Origin of the sequence: Enterobacter sp. ECC-219, assembly GCF_043966805.1 — a bacterium.
GTDB classification, from domain to species: Bacteria; Pseudomonadota; Gammaproteobacteria; order Enterobacterales; family Enterobacteriaceae; genus Enterobacter; species Enterobacter cloacae_N.
Map to the genome: position 1 here is coordinate 781,553 of NZ_CP143680.1, position 23,160 is coordinate 804,712.

Consider the following 23,160-nt stretch of genomic DNA (forward strand, 5'->3'; position numbering starts at 1 on the left):
TTTAATCCAGTAATTTTTGATAAAGCGAAATAAGCTGACTTGACAGTTTTTCGGGGGTGGCGCTTTTTACGCGTTCACGTGCCGCTTGCCCCATCGTGTTATTTTTTCCCAGAGAAGGGGTGGCTGCAATTGCCTCCTTCAATGTGTCGATATCCAGGGCGTCACAATAAAATCCGTTCTGGCCTTGCTGAATAAATTCAGCGCCACCGCAGCTCTCTGAAGTAATGACGGGCAAGCCGCAGGCCATCGCTTCAAGAATGACGTTCGGAAACGGATCATACAGCGTTGGCAACAGTAAACCATCGGATAGCTGATAAAAAGGCAGAGTTTCTTTCTGCATCCCCAGGAAACGGATTTGCCCTTCGCAGCCTAATGAGCGGGCGAGGTCACGATAACGATGTTCTGCTTTATCCTGTCCAACCACAATCAGCCAGGCTGGGGTTCCTGCGATAGCGCGTATGGCGCTGGCCAATCCTTTTCGTTCAAATCCCGACCCTACAAAACAGAACACCACGGCATCGGCTGGTAAACCAAATTGCTGACGCAGCGCGGCTCGCTGTGCTTCCTGGGCTGGAATGAAGCGGCTGGAATCAATTGAATTATAAATCACATGTATTTTTTTTGCGTCAATATCAAAGTCTTCGACGATTTCGCGTTTGATCATCTCCGCATTACAGATAACCGCCTTCAGCTCTGGGGCCTGGTACATTTCTCGTTCGGTTTGCATCACGTAGCGGTGATAGCGATCGAACATCAGCATCTGCGCGCGCCAGGCGGGCAGAATGCGCGCACGCTGCAGCAGCCAGCGGCGATGGACGCCATCGCCAGCGCGGTAGATATCGCAGCCCGGGATACGCTCATGGCTTTGCACAATATCAAACTGCTGTTGTTGCCACAGCGCGCGGGCGGCATGGGCAAAACCGCGTTCGCGGCTGATGCGGCCCCATTTACGCGGGTCGCAAATATGGATATGCCAGTCGTCCTGCTTTTCGCCCTGCCATTCACGCGTAATGACGTTGAGTTCAAGATTCTGGTTGCTCAGCGCGGTGAGAGCACGTGAAACGAAGCGCTCCGCCCCGCCATCAGGGCGATACTTTTGGCGAACAATCGCCAGGCGATGGTGTTTCATGACAGATATCTCCTTGCAGCGGAGACGACAGCATCAGCAGGAATGGCGTCGAGATAACGTTCTTTCGTTTTGGTATCAATGGCGTCGGGATCGGGAAGGGGGCCGTAGTCGCCCGCCCAGATGACTTCACCGTTGACTTGCCATGGAGACCAAAACGTCAGTTTGGAAGGGCCAAACAGCGCCACGCAGGGCGTCTGCAGCGCGGCGGCCATATGCATCGGAACGGAGTCAACGCCAATAAAAAGACACGCGTGATCGATAAGCGAGGCCAGCTGGCGCAACGTTAGCTGTCCCGCCAGCGAGACGACCCCCGTCTTCGGTGAGGCGGCGAGAATGCGATCGATCATCGCCAGCTCTTTTTTATCCGGCCCGGCCGTGAGGACGACGGTATGCCCATCCTGCTGCAGCGCGGTGATGGTTTGCGCCATTTTGCTCTCATCCCAGCATTTGAAGAACCAGCGTGACGTCGGCTGGATGACGATGTAGTTATCGCCCACTCCTTTTTGCACCAGCTGCTGGCGGGCGTGGTGCCAGTCTTCTGCGCTGTAGGCCATGGTAACCGCTGGCTTAGGCGCGACCTGTAATGGCGACAGAATGGAGAGATTTTGTTCGACGGTGTGCAGGGATTTGTGGTTTGCAACAGAGACTAATTCGCTATGGCAGAAACGCCAGAATGGATTGTTGCGTTTGTTAAAGGCAAATCCGAGGCGAACCGGCGCACCGGTGAAGCGGGTCACGATAGCGCTACGCCACTGATCGGCAAGATTAATCACCAGATGATAATGTTGCTTTCGTAACGCGCAGAGCAATTGCCACTCCTTTTGGAGGTGCTTCAGCGTGCCCAGCTGCTTCCATTTACGATCGATTCCATAAATAGTGCCAATCGCCGGATGGGCGGCGAGCATATCGCGCGTTTCTTCATACAACAGCACGTCAATTTGCGCCTGCGGCCATTTTTGACGTAACGAATCAATGACGGGAGTGGTCAATAACATATCGCCATGATGGCGGAGTTTGATCAGTAAAATGCGCAAATCAGGCGTGTCAGGTAAGTTATTCATCATCATCTTATCGGCGTTGTACTGTTGGCAATTCTAATAGACCTGGTAGCGACTTGCACTCTTTCTCCATAATCTCAGGAATTTCCCAGGGAGGCTTTACTCAGGCTTTGGTGAGTGCGTAACATAGCGCTAACTTCCCTGTCATGCGGACTCATTATGAAAAAACCAGCGTTTATCATCACGATTGATACTGAGGGCGATAATCTCTGGCAGAATCACCACGTCATTAAAACGGAAAACGCGCGCTATCTGGCCCGCTTTCAGACCCTTTGTGAACGTTTTGGTTTTAAGCCCGTATGGCTGACAAACTATGAGATGGCAATCGAGCCCGTTTTCATTGAGTTCGCCAGGGACGTGATTGCTCGCAGGCAGGGGGAGGTGGGAATGCACCTTCACGCATGGAATAGCCCGCCTGAGCACGATCTCACGGGAGATGACTGGCGCTGGCAGCCGTATCTGATTGAATTTTCAGACGAGGTGATGCGTGAGAAAGTGCTGTTCATGACCCGTCTGCTGGAAGAGACATTCCAGACCAAAATGCTGAGCCACCGCGCCGGGCGCTGGGCATTTGATAGCCGCTATGCAAAATTGCTCGTTGAACTGGGCTACCAGGTTGATTGCTCCGTGACGCCGCGCGTGAACTGGCGCAACGCGAAAGGTGCCCCGCAGGGTAATGGCGGAACGGACTATCAGCATTTCCCCGACCACGCCTATTTTATGGATTTAGATACTCTTTCCCGGGCGGGCAATAGCCCATTACTGGAAGTGCCGATGAGCATTCAGTATAAACATCCGGCCTGGTTGAACACGATCAAACAGGGGTACGATCGTCTTCGCGGGAAATACCGTTCTCCCTCCGTGAACTGGCTACGACCGACGGGTGGAAATGCGCCGCAGATGATTCAGGTCGCGCAGCAATGCTTGTCTCAGGGAAATGACTACGTGGAGTTTATGCTTCACTCTTCTGAATTTATGCCTGGCGGAAGCCCCACGTTTAAAGATGAGGCGGCGATCGAAGGGTTATATCAGGATTTAGAAGCGCTTTTTAGCTGGCTATCCGATAAAACGGTGGGGATGACGCTGGCGGAGTTTTATCAATACAAGAAAAAATAATGCCCGCGAGGCGGGCATTATCACTTATTGACTTGGTCTGGTTTGCGAGAACGGAGTGCTCAGGGCAAACACGGTTACAAAGAATATTAAGGCTTCTGAGCTCAATAGAATGACGTCCGTCAGGCCATAGAGTAATAAAAGAAGCATCGTTGACAGCAGCAAACCATTTCGGTTTTTAAGTGCGTAAGCGATCATCGAAACGAAGAAAAAGAGTAATATCGCCAGACCTGGCAGCCCCTGCAGAGAGTATTTTTCAATAAACTCATTGTGTAAATGCACCCTGATATACTCGAGTGCGGTAGCAAGATGTGGATGCCCATGTTGCACATATTGCTGTGTCCATACTTCGCGGTCTTCGACTGACTGCCCCAGCGGGTGTGCAAGTCCGTTCTGAATACCAATTGTCCACATGGAAAAACGCGCTCCGAGTGACGTTGCGTCATGTCCCTGCTGGTAGCTTTCCACTTCTATCTGCGTTTGAACTATCTTTGGCGAAATCAATGGCTTGTAGCTAACGATAATAATACCCGCCACAATACATAAAAAAATCAGCGTTGATTTTAGGTGAATTCTTCTGAAGTGGTAGAGTGTGAGCACAATCGCCAGAAGCAAATACAGCCCCATTGCGGCACGGGTACCTGTTAAAAGAATGACGAAATAAGATATTAATACGATGAGCCCTGCAGCAACATACAGCTTTATATTTTTTTGCAGGTAAAGGCTGTATACAAACGCCAGTGACAGTACAGAGTAAACATAGGCTGATACGGTCGCACGATTTATGGCCATCTCGATACGCCCCATACCTTGCGATGCCTGCCATAAGCCATAGCCAGTGGCAAGTACAAACCCCGCGCCAGAGGCGTATAAGAAATATTTCTGAAAGGATGCTTTATCAATGTAAGACTTAAACCGATCAAGATAGAAAACGAGAATACTCGCTAAAATCAGCTTCTTACTGGCACCAAGATAATCGCTATAAGCGTTTAAACCTTCGCTATGATATTCATACACCATATACCAGACAAAATTGAGTAGCCCAATCAGCAAAATGGGTAGCGCGATAGAAAAGGGACGCAGCGTAATTTTTTTATATTCGCAAGCTAAACCGATAATGCTGGCATAAACCGCGATGTAGAAAAATTCTCGTTGTTTACCTGAGCTCAGCAGCGACAGCGCCAGCGAAATGAGGCTCAAAATCAGTGCCAGCTGATAGAGCCGCAGTTTTACTTTTTCCATAATGCCTCAATAACCCTTTTTTTGTAGCTGAAACGTACATCTCTGGAGAAGAAAAAAGAGAAAGAATAAAGTGCATTCACCCGCTGCTTAACCAGTTTGAGCTGCAGGTCGGTCAGGTGTTGCCGGTGATTACTGTAAATATCAAACCAGTGGCAATTAACAAGATGCTTAAATGATGGCGGGAATGTTTTTTCCATCTGTAATGTGCATTCAACCAGCGTAGCGATTTTACTGGCGTCAAGACGGCTCGACAAACTGCCGCTGCGTTTGATGTAATAATAGTGCCCCTGGCGCTGATAGACGATTTTACGCGATTGCATCAGCATGCCGGGAAATACCGCGAAATCTTCATAGCAGACCATAGAAGGGATCGGGTTGGTTGCGTACAGCCTGCGGTGTACGAATTGCCCGATGAGGTGCGCCTGAAAATCTTTGTGTTGTAAGAAACGCTTTATTGCATCACTTTGCGACAATGAGACGGGGGTGAATCCCTGCCAGGCGGAGGTAATTTTCCGCATATCGCGAATTTCCAGCAGGCGCGTCAGCAACATATCAGGACGCTCTGCTTTCAGGAAGGCGACGGCATCCCGGACGCTACCCGGCTTCAACAGATCGTCGCTATCCAGCATCGTGATGTATTCGCCCGACGCCAGCGAGACTGCGCTATTTCGAACATGCCCTACGTTACGGTACTCAACGTAATGGGATTGCGCATGCGGAAGCTTTGGCAACCACGTCTCAATAATATCCTGTGTGGAATCACCGGAACTGTCATTAAAGATAATGACTTCGACTTCATCGCCTGCATTCTCAATCGCGTTTTGCAGGCTTTCCAGCGTGGCGTGAAGCGTGTCTTCAGCGTTGTGTGCGGCAATAATGATGCTGAGAAAAGCCATAATAATTAGTTTCCCTGCGCATCAAGGGCAGAATTTGCTGTTGGCAGTCCGCAAATGAAATGTTTGAGTTCGTCCAGCGATTCGTCTGTTACCGCGAAGAGTTCTTCCCGGCTTTGTGAGAAGTAATATCGTGTTTCAAAAACATACGAGCAAATGTTGTCATCATTACCAATCAGCAACACGTTGCCAAGCGGGCGTTGCTCATAGTGGCAGCACGGTCCGAACAGTAAGACGACCGGCACACCCACCGCATCGGCGATATAGACATTCCCCGAGTCGGACGCGATATAGCAATCCATTTTAGAAATGGCCCACGGAAGCTCTTCCAGCGAGAGCTTGCCAATCAGATTAATAAAGTTGGGCAGTTCACCATAAGCGCGGATGATGTCGTCCATCCACGACTGTTCATTCGGGGCGCCAAAGACATAAAACTCGCAGGGCAGGTCGGCGAGACGATCGGCAATTTGCTTCCAGATAACCGGCGGAACGGTTTTCGCCTTATTCCCGGCGGCGATACTGATGCCAATGCGGATCGCGCCCGGTTTATCAAGGATCGCCGGATAAGTCGCGGGTTTAAAAAGTGGCTTTGTGGCGTGCTTTGGCGAATCTCGCCAGGTCAGCGCACGATCCGCCAGCTTAAGATAGTTCGTGACGGACAGCGTCTTCTTTTCGTGCTTAACCGTACCATCGGCCGTTGCATAGAAAATCCCGTGATACCACCTGCGCGTATAAGTGCTTAAAAATTGTTTGTTTTTGGCATTGCATACGGAGGCGAAAAAGAGATTCACGCTGTTAGGCTGCAACAGGTATACGTTGTCATAGCGGTTCATAATCCTGCAGGCAAAGCGAAGCTTTCGCCACAGGTTACGCTTTTGCTGCTCGATAAAAAAAATCTCGTCGATCGTCTCATCATGCTTCGCCAGCGCGCCAACGCTGCGACTGATCAGCACGTCGCTTTTTTGCAGCCAGGCCAGGAGGGGCGTTGCATTAACAAAATCGCCGATTTTAGCTGTTTGAATGACCAGGTTTTTACCTGTCTCCTTGCGAAACAGCTTCCGGAGAAGCTTCACCGGAAAGAGTAAAATCAGCAGAAATACGTAACTCATGGGTTAAATATCCCTGTTGGAAAGCCAACGGCTGCCCTGTAAAAATGAAAAAATCGCATCTGCGCTGATATCCTTCGTTTGCTGAGTCGGGCTGACCATCTGATGCTGGTTTTTGCCATAGCCCCCGATCAGGCCGGGATCAGTCGGGCCAAAAAGGGTGATATTTGGACGATCCAGCGCCGCGGTTAAATGGCTTAAACCCGTATCCACGGAAACAACGGCGTTAGCGCCTGCCAGCTCTGCGGCAACCTGCGCCAGCGTGAGTTTGGGTAAAACCTCAACGTGGGTAAAGCCTGCAGCCAGACGCTCCGCACGCTGCCGTTCATGCTCAGCGCCCCACGGGAGTTTAATATGGATACCGGAGGGTTGCATTAGTTCAATCAGCCTTCGCCAGTGCGTTTCCGGCCAGTGCTTATCGTCACGCGTTGTGGCATGCAGGAAGACAAGATAAGGCTGAGCACAGGGATCTGTATTGCGCAAAAAGTGCTGTGCAATGGCATAGTCGCCCTGGGTTTCCGGTTTCGCATAGCCGAGGCTTTTTGCGAACAGCTCGCGGGTGCGTTCCACGGCGTGCTGCTGTTTTGCGATGTGGTGGCGGCGGTTATAGAACAGGCTCGCCAGCGGTTCGCGGGCGGTGTGCCAGTCCATGCCGTGCTTTACGCCGTGCGCCAGACGCGTGACCAGCGCGGCGCTTTTCACCAGCCCCTGGGCGTCGATGATTGCGTCGTAGCGCTGCGCCTGCACCGTTTCACGGAAGGCTTTACGCTCGGCTTTAATCGGCGCGGAGAACCACGCTTTGCGCCAGCGGCGAATCGCGACCGGGATCACGCGGTCAACCGCTTCATGCCAGGTGGGGATCTGCGCGAAGCCTTCTTCCACCACCCAGTCAAAACGGATGCCGGGGATGGCCCGCATAGCGTCCGTCAGCGACGGCAGCGTATGCAGAACATCGCCCATTGAGGAGGTTTTAACGATCAATACCCGCATCCGTTATCCTTCTTCGCTCAACAGCAGTTCGTTGAGCTCTTCGAGAACGCGCTGCGGGGTAATATCGATCAGGCTCTGATGGTAGCCTTCTGCGGCATCGCCCTTGCGTACCTTGTGGTAGCCAGTGATCAGGCGGATGACGCGCGCTTTGTGCGACAAGGGCGGGGTGAAGTCCGGGCTGCTTGGGCCATACAGCGCGACCAGCGGACGGTCCAGTGCGGCGGCGACGTGCATCAGGCCAGAGTCATTGCTGACCACGGCCTTACAGGCGGCAATCAGGATAACCGCCTGCTCGAGCTGCGTTTCTCCAGCCAGGTTGCGGCACCAGGCCTGTTGTTCATTGCTCAGCGTGGCGAGTATTTCGTTGCCCGCCTCGTGGTCCTTCGCCGAGCCAAACAGCACAATCTGGTAGCCTTCGTCGATCAGCTGTTTCGCCAGTTCGGCGTAGTGGTAGTGCGGCCAGCGCTTTGCCGGACCAAATTCCGCGCCAGGGCAGAAGCCAATCATCGGGCGTTCAGACGAAATGCCAAACGCGTTGCAGGTGTGGGATTTCTCCCCGTCGTTAACCTGAAGCTGCGGCCACAGCAGCGGCTGCGGCAGGTCTTTCGCGCTGCGCATCACGCCTTTGTCGTAGGCCAGCGCCACGTAGCGCTCCACCATCAGCGGCCAGGCCTCTTTATCCAGCACCCGGGCGTCGTTCAGCAGGCCGTAGCGCATTTCACCTCGCCAGCCGGTACGGTGCGGGATACCCGCAAAGAAAGGCACCAGGGCGGATTTGAAGGAGTTTGGCAGCACGTACGCGCGATCGTAGCGCTTCTCGCGCAGGCTGTGGCCGAGTTTGCGGCGCTCGCCGATTTCCAGCGCCCCGTGGCCAAGCGGCATCGGGATCGCCTCGTTCACTTCCGGCATGCGCGATAGCAGCGGACGGCACCATGCAGGTGCCATCACGTCGATTATCGCCTGGGGATAACGCGCCTTGAGCGTGCGATAAAGACTTTGCGACATCATCATGTCGCCCACCCAGGACGGGCCGATCACCAGAATCTTCATACTTATGCGTCGCGGTTCAGCCAGGCCATATATTCCGTTACGCCTTCGGCAACGGTCTTGAACGGCTTGTCGTAGCCTGCGGCGCGCAGGTTGGTCAGGTCAGCCTGCGTGAACGCCTGATAGCGGCCTTTCAGCTTGTCCGGGAACGGAATGTACTCGATGCTGCCTTTTTTGTGGTACGCCAGCGTCGCGTCAGCCACTGCCTGGAAGGATTCCGCGCGGCCTGTGCCCAGGTTGAAGATGCCGGACACGCCGTTTTCCCAGAACCACAGGTTCACGGCTGCCACGTCGCCCACGTAAACGAAGTCGCGCTTGAAGCCGTCGCTGCCTTCAAACAGTTTCGGGCTTTCGCCGTTATTCAGCTGGGTATTCAGGTGGAACGCCACGCTCGCCATGCTGCCTTTGTGGCCTTCGCGCGGTCCGTAGACGTTGAAGTAGCGGAAGCCGACGATCTGGGAGTTCGCTTCAGGCAGGATCTGACGCACGTACTCGTCGAAGAGGAACTTGGAGTAGCCGTAGACGTTCAGCGGCTGCTCGTACTCGCGCGACTCGATGAAGTCCGAGGTACGACCGCCATAGGTTGCCGCCGAGGAGGCATACAGGAACGGAATTTCACGCTCCAGGCAGTAGTGCAGAAGCTCTTTGGAGTACTGATAGTTGTTGTCCATCATGTACTTGCCGTCCCACTCTGTGGTGGATGAGCACGCACCTTCGTGGAAGATGGCTTCGATCTCGCCGAACTCTTCACCTGCCATAATCTGGATAAGGAAGTCTTCTTTATCCATGTAGTCAGCGATGTTCAGATCCACCAGGTTAACGAACTTGGTGCCGTCTTTCAGGTTGTCCACCACCAGGATGTCGGTGATGCCTTTGTCATTGAGGGCCTTGATAATATTGCTGCCGATAAAGCCCGCGCCGCCGGTAACGATGATCATAACTGTAACCTTTGAAGTGTGGAGCCCGGGGCCAATCCCGGACGCTAATGTTCATATCATATCATTAGTATGGCGACCCTTCAGCCATTCACCGATATGCAGCAGGGTTACACGTGATTTATGCTGCAAAAACGAGAAGAGATACTGCGTCATCTCGTCATGAACTATAGGTTTGGGTAATATGTGCCGAAATTTGCCGAGTCTGGAGAATTGCAATGCGTGGTGATTTTTACAAACAGTTAAACAGCGACCTCGACACCGCACGTGCGGAAGGGTTGTTCAAGGAAGAGCGTATTATCACGTCTGCTCAGCAGGCGGACATCACCGTTGCCGACGGCAGCCATGTGATCAACTTTTGTGCGAACAACTACTTAGGTCTTGCGAATCACCCTGAGCTGATTGCCGCGGCGAAAAACGGCATGGATACCCACGGTTTCGGCATGGCCTCCGTACGTTTTATCTGCGGTACGCAGGACAGCCACAAGCAGCTTGAGCAAAAGCTGGCGAGCTTCCTCGGAATGGAAGACGCGATTCTGTACTCCTCCTGCTTCGACGCCAACGGCGGTCTGTTTGAGACCCTGCTCGGCGCAGAAGATGCGATTATCTCCGACGCCCTGAACCACGCCTCCATCATCGACGGCGTACGTCTGTGCAAAGCGAAGCGCTTCCGCTACGCCAACAACGACATGGTCGAGCTGGAAGCGCGCCTGAAAGAGGCCCGAGAAGCGGGGGCTCGTCATGTGCTGATCGCCACCGACGGCGTGTTCTCGATGGACGGCGTGATCGCCAACCTGAAGGGCGTGTGCGACCTGGCGGATAAATACGACGCGCTGGTAATGGTCGATGACTCTCACGCGGTCGGCTTTGTCGGCGAAAACGGCCGTGGTTCCCACGAATACTGCGACGTGATGGGCCGCGTGGACATCATCACCGGCACGCTGGGCAAAGCGCTCGGCGGCGCGTCCGGCGGTTACACGGCTGCGCGCAAAGAGGTGGTTGAGTGGCTGCGCCAGCGCTCTCGACCGTACCTGTTCTCCAACTCTCTTGCGCCGGCGATTGTGGCCGCCTCCATCAAAGTGCTGGAGATGGTGGAGTCCGGTGCCGAACTGCGCGACCGCCTGTGGTCCAACGCCCGTCTGTTCCGTGAAAAAATGAGCGCTGCAGGGTTTACCCTGGCCGGTGCCGATCACGCCATTATCCCGGTGATGCTGGGTGATGCGGTCGTCGCGCAGAAGTTTGCCCGCGAGCTGCAGAAAGAGGGGATTTACGTCACCGGGTTCTTCTTCCCGGTGGTGCCAAAAGGTCAGGCGCGTATCCGCACCCAGATGTCCGCGGCGCATACGCCTGAACAAATTGAACGTGCGGTGGAAGCCTTTACCCGCATCGGTAAACAGCTGGGCGTAATTGCCTGAGGACGTGTGATGAAAGCGTTATCCAAACTGAAAGCGGAAGAAGGGATTTGGATGACCGACGTGCCGGAGCCGGAAGTCGGTCATAACGATCTGCTGATCAAAATTCGTAAAACCGCCATCTGCGGTACTGACGTTCACATCTACAACTGGGACCAGTGGTCGCAGAAAACCATTCCTGTCCCGATGGTTGTCGGCCACGAATATGTGGGTGAAGTGGTCGGCATCGGCCAGGAAGTAAAAGGCTTCAAGATTGGCGATCGCGTTTCCGGCGAAGGCCATATTACCTGCGGCCACTGCCGTAACTGCCGCGGTGGACGTACGCACCTGTGCCGTAACACCGTCGGCGTGGGCGTTAACCGTCCGGGCTGCTTCGCGGAATACCTGGTGATTCCGGCCTTTAACGCGTTCAAAATCCCGGACAATATTTCTGACGATCTGGCCTCCATCTTCGACCCGTTCGGCAACGCTGTGCACACCGCTCTCTCCTTCGACCTGGTGGGCGAAGACGTGCTGGTCTCCGGCGCGGGCCCAATCGGCATCATGGCGGCAGCCGTGGCGAAGCACGTGGGCGCGCGCAACGTGGTCATCACCGACGTGAACGAATACCGTCTGTCGCTGGCGCGTAAAATGGGCGTGACCCGCGCGGTGGATGTCTCTAAAGAGAGCCTGACCGACGTGATGGAAGAGCTGGGCATGACCGAAGGCTTTGACGTGGGTCTGGAGATGTCCGGCGCGCCACCGGCGTTTCGCACCATGCTGGACACCATGAACCACGGTGGGCGTATTGCGATGCTGGGTATTCCGCCGTCAGATATGTCCATCGACTGGAACAAAGTCATCTTCAAGGGGCTGTTCATCAAGGGCATCTATGGCCGCGAGATGTTCGAAACCTGGTACAAGATGGCGGCGCTAATCCAGTCCGGTCTGGATCTGTCACCGATTATTACGCACCGTTTCTCCATCGACGAATTCCAGCAGGGCTTTGACGCGATGCGTTCCGGCCAGTCAGGAAAAGTGATCCTGAGCTGGGATAAATAATCAAAAAGGGGCCAGCGGCCCCTTTTTTACTGATTCTTTTTCTCTTCGTCCGTCAGGTAACGCACCTTGCGGGTGTAGTCCTGCCCTTTGAATAACAGCTTATTATCTGGCGATTCAAGATACTTCTGCCATTCGGAAAGTGGGAAACCACCGTGCGCGCCAATCACCTCTTTCGGCACAACAGCTTCCTGTCCGCCGATCTTCTTGGACACCGGCCAGTTCATCCAGTCGCCCAGATTAACCGTTTTTAAATCCAGCATGTCCAGCAGCGCGGCGAGCGGCAGCTGATCGGTTGGCGGCTGCGTGTCGTCCATCAGTTCCCAGGTATCCTGGAACAGCGTCAGCCACAGCGGGCAGATACGGCGCCAGGTCTTTTTGGTGGCCGCAAGAAACGCGCCGTTAACGTGATCGACCAGATACGGGCGCACCGTCTCTTTGTAATACGCCGGCACTTTCTCCGCTGGCGCACCGTCCAGCTTGGCAATCATTTTGCCCTGACGGAAGCTGGAGTAGATGTGCATATCGGCCATGTTAATTTCCGGCATTTTCAGCAGGTTGAGATCGGAATCGATCATCAATACGCCTTCACCGCGCGCCTGTAACGGGGCGTTCAGCTTCACCAGACGGCTGAGGTAGATCTGCTTATAGCGGTAACTTTCCTCGCGTACCGGAAGGGTAAGCGTGACGACGCGGGTCTTTGGCGGGAGTTCGCCGAAAGCGGATTCAGGCTGATCGCTGACGATAACAATTTCGCTGACGTCGGTGGCATAACGTTCTGCAAATGTCGCTGACAACAACGCTTCTTCAACGAAATCCGCGCCCGTACACGGGATCACGATGGAGTCCACCGCAACGAGATCGCGCGTAACCGGAAGGGAAGCGTACGGAATGTTATGTCGCCCGGTGATGTGGCGGTAGCGAGCATTCAGGAATTTAAACATGTTGTTCTCGTTTGGTTATTGCGCGCCAAGAACGGCCTCGACACCGTTAACATAGCTTTCAATGGCATACACGTTGCAGACATTCTGATGCGCAGCCGCGGCGAGCCGGGCGCGCAGATCGGGATCCTGCCAGATATTATCCAGATGTTGAGCAAGTTTCGATACATCGCTCCACGGGAAAAGCAGCCCGGTCGCCTCGTGGTCGATCAATTCTGCCGTGCCGGTCACCTTTGAACCAATGACGGGGATGTTCAGCAGCATCGCTTCCAGCACGACGCGGGGCAGACCTTCGCTCTGCGAGGCCAGAATAAACGCATCGAAGGTAGCGAGGTAGTCAAAAGGCGTGTTCTGGAAACCGGTAAAAATCACGTGCCCAGCAATACCCAGCGCTTCAGCCTGTGCCGCCAGCGCGCCGCGTTCAGCCCCTTCACCGACCAGCACCATCTTCCATTTTGCCTGCGGATGCTGCTGGTTGAACTGCGCCAGCGCCGCCAGCGTATGGTGGTTAGCCTTGCGGGGGATCAGCGATCCAATGCTGCCGAACACAAAGGTGTCGTCATCAATGTTCAGACGATGACGCATGGCGCGTCGGTCGGGCAAAGGCTGGTGGATGTCGATGGCATTGTTCACCGTTGTACACAGCTCGGGCCGGACGCCATGCTGAAGTAACACGCGCTCGACGCCGTGCGAAACGGCGATGATTTTTGTGGCATGGGCATTCACCAGCTTTACCAGCGGCGGCGTCAGCACCGGTTCAATCCGGCAGTGCTGAATTATCCGCGCATGCAGCTTCGCGCCCGCCAGGTAACCCTCTTCGTTAGAGCCTGGCTGGTTGTTCATGTACAGCGTATCGAAACCGCCTTCCCGGAAAATCGTCTCGATCTTGCGGACGTTAGGGCGAATGCGCCAGAGGGTATCAACATGGCGCGTAAGCGCCTTCCGGGCGCTGCGGGAGAAAAACAGCAGGCTGCGGCCCAGCTCTTTTCCGATTTTCGCCCATGCGGGCTGTCTATGCTGGGGAATGACAATTAAGGGAATGCCAATGCCGTTCAGCACCTGACCGATGGTTTGTCCTTCGGCCCGACTGTAGTCGCTGTAAAAACAACAGGTAATATCGAACTTCTCGCGGTTAATGCGCTTCAGAAGTTCGAGCATGCTGTTGGTGCCTCCTCCCCACTCTTTACCGGTATCGAGGAGCAGAATTTTGTGTCGTTGCGGCATTGTTCTACCTTAATCGCCTGTCACTGGGAGTGGTTCGCTGAGACTTTCTTACCCCATCCCTGCCACTGGTGCTGGAAGTATTGCACCAGCGTACTCTGGCTCACGCTTTCGCTGATTACTGTGAAGAAGCGGGTTGCATGCACCGGTTCAGGCGGTTGTTTCAGCGTGCAGTTCTTCACGCCGCGGAACGGATTGCGCGGCTGCGTTGCCGGAGGTTGAGCGCTACCCGGACGAGACGTGTCTACCTGCGGTTCATTGAGCAGATCGCTCGGGCGTACCAGCGTGATGTCGGCAGGCAGGGAGGGCAACATCTGCTGTAGAACGCGCACCGTTGAAGGATGCGGGTGCCCAATGGCAATAGCCGAACCGTTACGGCGCGCCAGCGCTACCGCGCGGTTAAACTGCACGCGGATATCCGCTTCATTCTGGGAGTCGTCCAGGAAGACTTTACGCTTAATGACCTTTACACCCGTCCCCTGAGCGGCCCGCATCGCCTGGCTGTTGCCGATGGTCATGCTGTCGAGGAAGTAGAGATTGTAACGCTCCAGCGCCTGCATCACTTTCAGCATTCCATACAGGCTGGAGGTCATCGCGCTGCCCATATGGTTGTTCAGGCCTACGGCATACGGAACTTTGTTGTAGGCGTCACGGATGATGCGCTCGATCTCATCGCTGCTCATATCCGGGCGCAGGGTATCTTTTTCCAGCGGCTGCTTGCTGAGCGGGGCCATTGGCAGATGAATAAGCACCTGATGACCGCTGTTGTGGGCTTTGGTAGCCATCTCGTGCGCGTGTGGCGCATTGGGCAGGACGGCGACGGAGATGGCTGACGGCATCGCCAGCACCTGATTTTCATAGTGCGGACGATAACCGAAGTCATCAATCACAATCGCGAGTTTGCCTGCATAAGCTGGTGCAGCCAGCGCCAGCGCGCTGACGACGGAGAGAATCATTCGACGAAACTGAAGCAAAACTTATCTTCCCAACCACGGCTGTGGATTGACCGCCTGACCCTGACGACGAATTTCGAAATAGAGTGACGGGCGGCCCTGACCGCCACTGCTGCCCACAAGGGCGATGGGTTGGCCGGCGCGCACCTGCGTGCCGACGCTGACCAGCGCGCTCTGGTTGTAGCCGTAAAGACTCATGTCGCCTTTACCGTGCTCGACCACCACCACAAGCCCGTAACCCTGCAGCCAGTCGGCCAGAATCACACGGCCATCGGCGATGGCTTTCACTTCGCTACCTTCAGACGCACCGATAACGATCCCTTTCCAACGTAGCTCACCCTGCAGCTGTTCGCCATAGCGATGCAAAATAGAACCGCGAACGGGCCAGTATGCCTGACCGCGAGGGGAGCCCAGGCCACCGGTACGCGACATGAGGGAACGTTCGCTCTCGCTTGGCTTGTAGGTGGTTCCTTTGCGGGAGGCTTCCTGCTGCTTGTCGCGAACCGCCTGCGCCTCGCGCGCCTCTTTTTCGGCGCGCGCTTTCGCCGCCGCTTCCGCACGGGCGATGCTGTTACGCAGTTTTGATTCGTTGGCGCGCATTTCGCTCAGCTGGCTTTGTCCTGCCTGAATGGAGGACTCAAGACCGGACAGGGTTTTCTTGCGCTCGTTACGGGCCTGCTCAAGTTTCGCCTGTTGCGCTTTTTGTTCGTAGAGCAACGTCTGTTGCTGGCTCTGCTTCTCTTCCAGCTCCGCTTTTTGGGTGGAGACCTCTTCGCGCGTCTGCTTCAGCTGCGCGATAGTCTCCTGACGCGCCTGGTTGAGATAGCCGAAGTAGGCCTGCAGGCGCTGGCCGCGTTGGCTCTCTTCGCCGCTGAGGATCAGCTGGAGTCCGGTATGTTCACCCTGGCGGAATGCAGCATCCAGCTGTGCCGCGAGGTTGCGCTCCTGCGCATCACGCTGGCGCTCCAGTTTGGCAATCGACGCGTTCATCTCGTCGATCTGTTTGTTCAACTCGGCGAGGGTGTTTTGCGTTTCACGGAGTTTACGTGCAGCAGCGGAGATGGCCTCTTCCTGCTGCTTAAGCTGGGCGAGCAGGGCGGAGCGCTGCTGTTGCTGCTGGCGTACCGCACGCTCTTTGGCGGCGATATCGGCCTGAATGGATTTCAGCTGGTCGCGGTCATCCGCGTGGGCGGATGCGGCGCACAGCAATACGCCAGCGCTGAGTGCGCTGGCGCAAAGCAGAGGTCTGACTGATAACCTAAGCGGCTTCACGACCCATGTGATTGAAAAAATCGCCTTTCCCCTCATGGGGAGCGATTATTCCACGATGAACAGCGGCTTACCAGTCATCTCTTCAGGGATCGGCATGCCCATCAGCGACAACATGGTTGGCGCGATGTCGGAAAGCTTGCCGCCTTCCACTGCTTTCAGTGATTTATCACCTACATAAATCAGCGGAACAGGCAGGTTGGTATGGGCCGTGTGCGCCTGGCCGGTTGCCGGGTCGCGCATCTGCTCGGCGTTACCGTGGTCAGCGGTGATCAGCAGCTGGCCGCCAACGGACTCAACCGCTTTCGCAACCTGCTCAACGCAGTGGTCCAGCGCTTCAACCGCTTTCACCGCCGCTTCCATCACGCCGGTATGGCCGACCATGTCGCCGTTCGGATAGTTACAGATGATAGTGTCGTACTTGCCGCTTTCGATCGCAGCCACCAGTTTTTCGGTCAGCTCGGCAGAGCTCATCTCTGGCTGCAGATCGTAAGTGGCGACTTTCGGCGAGTTGATCAGAATGCGCTCTTCGCCTTTAAACGGCTCTTCAACGCCGCCGTTAAAGAAGAAGGTCACGTGCGCATACTTCTCAGTTTCGGAGATACGCAGCTGGGTTTTGTCGTTCTTCGCCATCCACTCGCCGAAGGTATTTTCCAGCGAGGCAGGTGGGTAAGCGCAAGGCGCGTTGATATCTGCCGCATATTCGGTCAGCTGGATGAAGTTGATGTTCACCACTTTCTTACGGGCAAAGCCGTCGAAATCGCTGTTGACGAACGCACGGGTGATTTCGCGCGCGCGGTCAGCGCGGAAGTTCATGAAGATCAGCGCGTCGCCATCTTCCATCGCGGCATCGGCCTGGCCTTCAGCGCGGATCACGCTCGCTTTCACGAATTCATCGTTTTCATCACGCGCGTATGCGGCTTCCAGGGCTTCAACGGCGGTCGCGAACTGGAACTCACCTTTTGCCAGGGTCATCAGGTCATAGGCCTGTTCAACGCGATCCCAGCGGTTGTCGCGGTCCATAGCGTAGTAACGGCCAATGATGGAGGCCACGCGGCCTTTGCCCAGCGCGGCGAATTTGTCTTCGAAAGCTTTCAGGGAGCCTTCTGCGCTGCGCGGTGGCGTATCGCGACCGTCCAGGAAGGCGTGCAGGTAGATTTTTTCCGCACCGCGTTCAGCGGCCAGCTCAACCATCGCCATGATGTGATCTTCATGGCTGTGCACGCCGCCCGCGGAGAGCAGACCCATGATGTGCACCGCTTTACCTGCTGCAACGGCTTTATCTACCGCACCGCAGAGAACCGTGTTCGCGAAGAAGGTGCGTTCTTTGATTTCGACGTCCAGACGGGTCAGGTCCTGATACACGATACGGCCTGCGCCCAGGTTAACGTGACCGACTTCGGAGTTGCCCATCTGGCGATCCGGCAGGCCGACTTCCAGACCGGATGCATCAATCAGGGTATGCGGACGTTTTGCCCACAGCGCATCCATTACCGGGGTTTTTGCGTTGAAAATAGCGTTATCCTGGCTGTCTTCGCGGTAGCCATAGCCATCCAGAATCACCAGTACCATAGGTTTTTTAGAAACCGACATTGCAACAACCTCATGCTCAAGAGTCAAAATTTGCGTAATTTTACTACAGCTGAATCGATCAAATAGCCGCAGAAGATCAAAGAAAGCGCGGGGGCAAGATGCTGACCGGACCATTTTGAGGCATTTTTTTAGGTGGCATGCCGCAGAAAATGGATTAGGTTATGGTCGCTGGCTGTATTTGCCAGAACGCACAGGTATACTCCTGTCCTGGTTTTTTTATCACTTAGTCGGGAGTAGTTACCCTCCATGCAAGAAATTATGCAATTCGTTAGCCGCCATCCGGTTCTGAGCATCGCGTGGATTGGCCTGCTGGCTGCTGTACTGTTCACCACATTTAAGAGCCTGACGTCTAAGATTAAGGTTATCACCCGTGGTGAAGCGACGCGTCTGATTAACAAAGAAGACGCCGTTGTTGTCGATCTGCGTCAGCGTGACGATTTCCGTAAAGGTCACATTGCCGGCGCAATCAACCTGTTGCCAGCTGAAATCAAAGCGAACAACGTGGGTGAGCTTGAGAAACACAAAGCTCAGCCCATTATTGTTGTGGATGCGACCGGTATGCAGGCGCAGGAATCTGCCAGCGCGCTTTATAAAGCGGGCTTCGAAAACGTAACGGTACTGAAAGAAGGTATTTCCGGCTGGAGCGGGGAAAATCTTCCTTTGGTTCGCGGTAAATAAGGAGTTCAGTCATGGCCAATATTGAGATCTACACCAAAGCGACGTGCCCGTTCTGCCATCGTGCGAAAGCGCTGCTGAGCAGCAAAGGCGTCACGTTCCAGGAATTGCCTATCGACGGTGACGCGATCAAACGCGAAGAGATGATCCAACGTAGTGGTCGTACGACGGTTCCGCAGATTTTTATTGATGCGCAGCACATTGGCGGCTGTGATGACTTGTATGCGCTCGACGCCCGTGGTGGACTCGATCCGCTGCTGAGCTAAGAGACTTTAGGACAATTAAAAAGGGTATTTCCATGTCAGAACAAAACAACACCGAAATGACTTTCCAGATCCAGCGTATCTACACCAAGGATGTCTCTTTCGAAGCGCCAAATGCGCCGCACGTTTTCCAGAAAGATTGGCAGCCAGAGGTTAAACTTGATCTGGATACCGCATCCACCCAGCTAGCGGATGACGTGTATGAAGTCGTACTGCGTGTGACCGTGACCGCCTCTCTGGGCGAAGAAACTGCATTCCTGTGTGAAGTACAGCAGGGCGGTATCTTCTCCATTGGCGGCATCGAAGGCAACCAGATGGCGCATTGCCTGGGTGCATACTGCCCGAACATCCTGTTCCCGTATGCCCGTGAATGTATCACCAGCCTGGTTTCTCGCGGTACATTCCCGCAACTGAACCTTGCGCCAGTGAACTTTGATGCGCTGTTCATGAACTATCTGCAGCAGCAGGCTGGCGAAGGTGCCGAACAACATCAGGATGCCTGATGAGCACTGTTAATGCGTCAATGACTGTGATCGGTGCCGGCTCATACGGCACCGCTCTTGCCATCACGCTGGCAAGAAATGGTCACGATGTGGTCCTGTGGGGCCACGATCCAAAACATATCGCCACGCTGCAGCGCGACCGTTGCAATGTGGCGTTTCTCCCGGACGTTCCGTTCCCTGACTCTCTGCACCTGGAAAGCGATCTGGCGACCGCGCTGGCGGCCAGCCGCAACATTCTGATTGTGGTCCCGAGCCATGTCTTTGGCGACGTGCTGCATCAGATTAAGCCGCTGATGCGCCCGGATGCGCGTATTGTCTGGGCAACCAAAGGGCTGGAAGCGGAGACCGGACGCCTGCTGCAGGACGTTGCCCGCGAAGCGCTGGGTGATGAGATCCCGCTTGCGGTCATCTCTGGCCCGACCTTTGCCAAAGAGCTGGCTGCGGGCCTGCCGACGGCGATCTCGCTGGCATCCACTGACCAGGCCTTCTCCGACGATCTTCAGCAACTGCTGCACTGCGGCAAGAGCTTCCGCGTCTACAGCAACCCCGATTTTATCGGCGTGCAACTGGGCGGCGCGGTGAAGAACGTGATTGCGATTGGCGCCGGGATGTCAGACGGCATTGGTTTTGGTGCCAACGCGCGTACGGCGTTGATTACCCGCGGCTTAACCGAAATGTCCCGTCTGGGCGAAGCGCTGGGCGCCGATCCGGCCACCTTTATGGGAATGGCGGGCCTGGGCGACCTGGTGCTGACCTGTACCGACAACCAGTCTCGTAACCGCCGCTTTGGCATGATGCTCGGACAGGGCAGCGATGTAAAAAGCGCGCAGGAGAAGATTGGACAGGTGGTGGAAGGCTACCGCAATACCAAAGAAGTTCGCGAGTTGGCGCACCGGTTTGGTGTCGAAATGCCAATAACCGAGGAAATTTATCAGGTATTGTATTGCGGAAAAAATGCGCGCGAGGCAGCATTGACCTTATTAGGTCGTGCGCGCAAGGACGAGCGCAGCAGTAACTAGTCGGAACCGTTGTCACCTGAATGACCCAGCCAGCGCAGAACTGGCTGGTCATTATACTATCGTCTGGAGTTAGCAATGCCGTGTGAAGAACTGGATATCGTCTGGAATAATATTAAAGCCGAAGCCCGGGCGCTGGCCGACTGTGAGCCAATGCTGGCCAGTTTTTACCACGCGACGTTACTCAAGCACGAAAATCTCGGCAGCGCGCTGAGCTACATGCTCGCCAATAAGCTGGCTTCCTCCATCATGCCGGCTATCGCCATCCGTGAAGTGGTGGAAGAGGCTTACGCCGCTGACCCGGAAATGATCGCCTCTGCCGCCTGCGATATCCAGGCCGTGCGCACCCGTGACCCGGCGGTCGATAAATACTCCACGCCGCTGCTGTACCTGAAAGGCTTCCACGCCCTGCAGGCTTACCGCATCGGCCACTGGTTATGGAATGAAGGCCGCCGCGCGCTGGCGATCTTCCTGCAAAACCAGGTCTCCGTGACGTTCCAGGTCGATATTCACCCGGCGGCGAAGATTGGCCGCGGGATCATGCTCGACCACGCCACCGGCATTGTGGTGGGTGAAACGGCGGTGATTGAAGATGATGTCTCGATCCTGCAGTCGGTTACTCTGGGCGGTACCGGTAAAACCAGCGGCGATCGCCACCCGAAAATTCGTGAGGGGGTGATGATTGGCGCGGGCGCTAAAATTCTCGGCAATATTGAAGTCGGGCGCGGTGCGAAGATTGGCGCCGGGTCGGTTGTGCTCCAGCCCGTGCCGCCGCACACCACTGCCGCTGGCGTACCGGCGCGCATCGTCGGTAAACCAGACAGCGATAAGCCGTCGATGGATATGGATCAGCACTTCAACGGCATTCACCATACCTTCGAGTATGGTGACGGCATTTAACTTCTTAAAATGGCGCCGGGATAACCCAGCTGGCGCCAGGCTTCATACACCACCACCGACACCGCGTTTGACAGGTTCATGCTGCGGCTGTCCGGCATCATCGGAATACGGATTTTTTGCTCAGCGGGCAGAGCATCCAGAATCGTGGCCGGCAGGCCGCGGGTTTCCGGGCCAAACATCAGATAGTCACCTTCCTGATAGCACACGGCGCTGTGCGCTGGCGTGCCTTTGGTGGTCAGGGCGAACATGCGCTGCGGCTTCTCCGCTTCCAGAAACGCGGCGTAATCGTGATGGCGAACCACGGCGGTAAATTCATGGTAATCCAGCCCCGCGCGGCGCAGACGTTTGTCGTCCCACGTAAAGCCCATCGGCTCGATGATATGCAGGCGAAAACCGGTGTTTGCGCACAGGCGGATGATATTGCCGGTATTTGGCGGAATTTCTGGTTCGAATAAAACGATGTTAAGCATGCTGCCCCCTTAATTGCGGGGGCAGAATAGCAGAAAAGAGAGGAACTACGCGACGCCGGGTTCTTGCGAGCGGCTATACAGCATTTTGTAGACGGTTGCCGCCGCGGCCACCAGGGCGGGCACGCTGAGGATCATTAAAATACTGTCTGCCTGCCACTGCATAGAAAGAAGCTGGGCGCTGGTCATGGTGCCCGCCACCCCGCCAAAGCGGCCAATCCCCTGCATCCAGGCGATGCCCGTCGCGCGGCACTCGGTAGGGTAAAAGGTGGCCGCGAGGGTTTGCATGCCCGACTGCGCGCCGTTCATGGCGATCCCCATCATGAAAATCAGCCCGCCAAACAGGGCGATATGGTTATGCTCAAGGCCGAGTAACAGGATCAATCCCATTGTCAGGACAAATCCTCCAGCGACCACCTTGTGCGCCTCCCAGCGGTCCATCATCCAGCCCGCGAGCAGAATGCCTGCGGTACCCCCGAACGTGAAAAGCGAGGTGAGCCAGGCGGATTCCGCCAGCGCATAACCCATCCCCTGCATCAGCGTTGGCATCCAGCTCAGCAGGACGTAGTAAATGACCAGCCCCATAAAATAGGTCACCCACAGCATCAGGGTGCCGGGCAGCCAGGGCATGGAAAACAGCTGCCCCACGCTCCCTTTTTTAGACGCGACTTTCTCCTCCGCCAGGAAAAAGCCCGTGACGCTCTCCAGCGTGCTGCGGCTGAACCGGCTGGCGATGCGGCGGACCTGCATAACGTCTTTCCCGCGCTGCACCAGAAACTTCACCGATTCCGGCAACAGCAGCGCCAGCAGCAGCGTTAAAATGAGCGGAGCAATCGCGCCGGTCAGCAGCACGCTTCGCCAGCCGTGATGGGGGATAAGCCAGGAAGAGATCGCACCGCCGCCTGCCGCACCCAGAGGGAAGCCGCAGTACATGGTATTAATCGCCATGGCGCGACAGCGCTGGGGGGCAAATTCGGAGATCAGCGTGATGGCGTTAGGCATTGCGGCGCCGAGCCCGAGACCCGTCAGAAAGCGCCACAGCGTCAGGGTATTCAGGCTTTGTGCCCAGGCCGTGCCCAGGCTCGCCAGGCCGAAGAACAGGCACGAGAAGACCAGCACGCGCTTGCGTCCCATCCGGTCCGACACCGGGCCTGCAATCAGCGCGCCCAGCGACAGCCCCAGCAGCGCCGCGCTCAGCACCGGCCCCAGATCCTGTTTGTGTATCCCCCATTCTGCCGACAGCGTAGGCGCGATGTAGCCCATCGCTGCGGTATCAAAACCATCGATCGCCAGAACCAGAAAGCCCAGCACGATAAGAAGCCAGTGAAACCCTGAAAAGGGACTCTCGTCGATAACCCGCTGACTATCCACCTTACCTGAATACGTCATACGCTCC

The 23,160-nt window shown here is 55.5% G+C and carries 23 protein-coding genes; 8 read left to right on the plus strand and 15 right to left on the minus strand.

What is annotated here, in order from left to right:
* Window position 1: 1 nt before the first annotated feature.
* Window positions 2-1,129, minus strand: coding sequence for a glycosyltransferase family 4 protein (locus V1603_RS03625; RefSeq protein ID WP_395313508.1), 1,128 nt, complete (start codon window positions 1,127-1,129; stop codon window positions 2-4).
* Window positions 1,126-2,196 (minus strand): putative lipopolysaccharide heptosyltransferase III, encoded by a 1,071-nt coding sequence (rfaQ, locus tag V1603_RS03630; RefSeq protein ID WP_395313509.1) that lies wholly within the window; start codon window positions 2,194-2,196, stop codon window positions 1,126-1,128. Before rfaQ ends, V1603_RS03625 begins: the two co-directional genes overlap by 4 nt.
* A 150-nt stretch (window positions 2,197-2,346) precedes the next feature.
* On the opposite strand from rfaQ, the gene V1603_RS03635 reads away from it, so the two are divergent.
* Window positions 2,347-3,303 (plus strand): polysaccharide deacetylase family protein, encoded by a 957-nt coding sequence (locus tag V1603_RS03635; protein WP_395313510.1) that lies wholly within the window; start codon window positions 2,347-2,349, stop codon window positions 3,301-3,303.
* Window positions 3,304-3,327: 24 nt separating this feature from the next.
* Here the strand turns inward: V1603_RS03635 and V1603_RS03640 are convergent, their stop codons facing one another.
* The 6 genes from V1603_RS03640 to rfaD are packed head-to-tail and all read right to left on the minus strand — an operon-like array spanning window position 3,328 to window position 9,516.
* Window positions 3,328-4,542, minus strand: coding sequence for an O-antigen ligase family protein (locus tag V1603_RS03640; RefSeq protein ID WP_395313511.1), 1,215 nt, complete (start codon window positions 4,540-4,542; stop codon window positions 3,328-3,330).
* Window positions 4,530-5,438, minus strand: a complete 909-nt coding sequence (locus tag V1603_RS03645) for a glycosyltransferase family 2 protein (protein ID WP_395313512.1) — start codon at window positions 5,436-5,438, stop codon at window positions 4,530-4,532. The genes V1603_RS03640 and V1603_RS03645 overlap by 13 nt, the downstream gene beginning before the upstream one ends.
* Window positions 5,439-5,443: 5 nt before the next feature.
* Window positions 5,444-6,544, minus strand: a complete 1,101-nt coding sequence (locus tag V1603_RS03650; protein ID WP_395313513.1) for a glycosyltransferase family 9 protein — start codon at window positions 6,542-6,544, stop codon at window positions 5,444-5,446.
* A gap of 3 nt (window positions 6,545-6,547) precedes the next feature.
* Window positions 6,548-7,531: a lipopolysaccharide heptosyltransferase RfaC gene (rfaC, locus tag V1603_RS03655; protein WP_166709688.1), complete on the minus strand. Its 984-nt coding sequence runs from the start codon at window positions 7,529-7,531 to the stop codon at window positions 6,548-6,550.
* Window positions 7,532-7,534: 3 nt separating this feature from the next.
* Complete coding sequence (rfaF, locus tag V1603_RS03660; protein WP_116342993.1) at window positions 7,535-8,581, minus strand: ADP-heptose--LPS heptosyltransferase RfaF; 1,047 nt, start codon at window positions 8,579-8,581, stop codon at window positions 7,535-7,537.
* A gap of 2 nt (window positions 8,582-8,583) precedes the next feature.
* Window positions 8,584-9,516 (minus strand): ADP-glyceromanno-heptose 6-epimerase, encoded by a 933-nt coding sequence (gene rfaD / locus V1603_RS03665; RefSeq protein WP_080329840.1) that lies wholly within the window; start codon window positions 9,514-9,516, stop codon window positions 8,584-8,586.
* Between the two features lie 215 nt (window positions 9,517-9,731).
* Here rfaD and kbl point away from each other — a divergent pair, with 215 nt between their 5' ends.
* Entirely contained in the window at window positions 9,732-10,928 is a 1,197-nt protein-coding gene (gene kbl, locus V1603_RS03670) for a glycine C-acetyltransferase (RefSeq protein WP_023309905.1), read from the plus strand.
* A gap of 9 nt (window positions 10,929-10,937) precedes the next feature.
* Complete coding sequence (gene tdh / locus V1603_RS03675) at window positions 10,938-11,966, plus strand: L-threonine 3-dehydrogenase (RefSeq protein WP_042717745.1); 1,029 nt, start codon at window positions 10,938-10,940, stop codon at window positions 11,964-11,966.
* A 26-nt stretch (window positions 11,967-11,992) separates the two neighbouring features.
* Here tdh and V1603_RS03680 read toward each other — a convergent pair whose 3' ends face one another.
* The 5 genes from V1603_RS03680 to gpmM are packed head-to-tail and all read right to left on the minus strand — an operon-like array spanning window position 11,993 to window position 17,940.
* A complete protein-coding gene (locus V1603_RS03680; RefSeq protein WP_116342997.1) occupies window positions 11,993-12,907 on the minus strand; it encodes a hypothetical protein in 915 nt (304 codons plus the stop codon).
* A 15-nt stretch (window positions 12,908-12,922) separates the two neighbouring features.
* The gene (locus V1603_RS03685; protein WP_395313514.1) at window positions 12,923-14,128 is read right to left on the minus strand and encodes a glycosyltransferase; all 1,206 of its coding nucleotides are present in this window, start codon (window positions 14,126-14,128) and stop codon (window positions 12,923-12,925) included.
* 20 nt (window positions 14,129-14,148) lie between these two features.
* The gene (locus V1603_RS03690; protein ID WP_163330032.1) at window positions 14,149-15,099 is read right to left on the minus strand and encodes a divergent polysaccharide deacetylase family protein; all 951 of its coding nucleotides are present in this window, start codon (window positions 15,097-15,099) and stop codon (window positions 14,149-14,151) included.
* A 3-nt stretch (window positions 15,100-15,102) separates the two neighbouring features.
* Window positions 15,103-16,362, minus strand: a complete 1,260-nt coding sequence (gene envC / locus V1603_RS03695; RefSeq protein WP_233003646.1) for a murein hydrolase activator EnvC — start codon at window positions 16,360-16,362, stop codon at window positions 15,103-15,105.
* Window positions 16,363-16,395: 33 nt separating this feature from the next.
* On the minus strand, window positions 16,396-17,940 hold the full coding sequence (gene gpmM / locus V1603_RS03700) for a 2,3-bisphosphoglycerate-independent phosphoglycerate mutase (protein ID WP_166709694.1): 1,545 nt from the start codon (window positions 17,938-17,940) through the stop codon (window positions 16,396-16,398).
* 246 nt (window positions 17,941-18,186) lie between these two features.
* Here gpmM and V1603_RS03705 point away from each other — a divergent pair, with 246 nt between their 5' ends.
* From V1603_RS03705 to cysE, 5 genes are all read left to right on the plus strand, one after another.
* Window positions 18,187-18,618: a rhodanese-like domain-containing protein gene (locus V1603_RS03705; protein ID WP_014882007.1), complete on the plus strand. Its 432-nt coding sequence runs from the start codon at window positions 18,187-18,189 to the stop codon at window positions 18,616-18,618.
* 11 nt (window positions 18,619-18,629) lie between these two features.
* Complete coding sequence (grxC, locus tag V1603_RS03710) at window positions 18,630-18,881, plus strand: glutaredoxin 3 (protein WP_028015037.1); 252 nt, start codon at window positions 18,630-18,632, stop codon at window positions 18,879-18,881.
* Between the two features lie 32 nt (window positions 18,882-18,913).
* Window positions 18,914-19,381, plus strand: a complete 468-nt coding sequence (gene secB, locus V1603_RS03715; RefSeq protein WP_003860835.1) for a protein-export chaperone SecB — start codon at window positions 18,914-18,916, stop codon at window positions 19,379-19,381.
* On the plus strand, window positions 19,381-20,400 hold the full coding sequence (gene gpsA / locus V1603_RS03720; RefSeq protein WP_116343007.1) for an NAD(P)H-dependent glycerol-3-phosphate dehydrogenase: 1,020 nt from the start codon (window positions 19,381-19,383) through the stop codon (window positions 20,398-20,400). Before secB ends, gpsA begins: the two co-directional genes overlap by 1 nt.
* A 75-nt stretch (window positions 20,401-20,475) precedes the next feature.
* Window positions 20,476-21,297 carry a serine O-acetyltransferase gene (gene cysE / locus V1603_RS03725; protein ID WP_008502718.1) on the plus strand — a complete coding sequence of 274 codons (822 nt, stop codon included), beginning with the start codon at window positions 20,476-20,478 and terminating at the stop codon, window positions 21,295-21,297.
* Here the strand turns inward: cysE and trmL are convergent.
* Both trmL and V1603_RS03735 read right to left on the minus strand, forming a co-directional pair.
* Window positions 21,294-21,767 (minus strand): tRNA (uridine(34)/cytosine(34)/5-carboxymethylaminomethyluridine(34)-2'-O)-methyltransferase TrmL, encoded by a 474-nt coding sequence (gene trmL / locus V1603_RS03730; RefSeq protein WP_116343009.1) that lies wholly within the window; start codon window positions 21,765-21,767, stop codon window positions 21,294-21,296. The genes cysE and trmL overlap by 4 nt on opposite strands.
* 45 nt (window positions 21,768-21,812) lie before the next feature.
* Window positions 21,813-23,153 (minus strand): MFS transporter, encoded by a 1,341-nt coding sequence (locus V1603_RS03735; protein ID WP_395313515.1) that lies wholly within the window; start codon window positions 23,151-23,153, stop codon window positions 21,813-21,815.
* Window positions 23,154-23,160 lie beyond the last annotated feature (7 nt).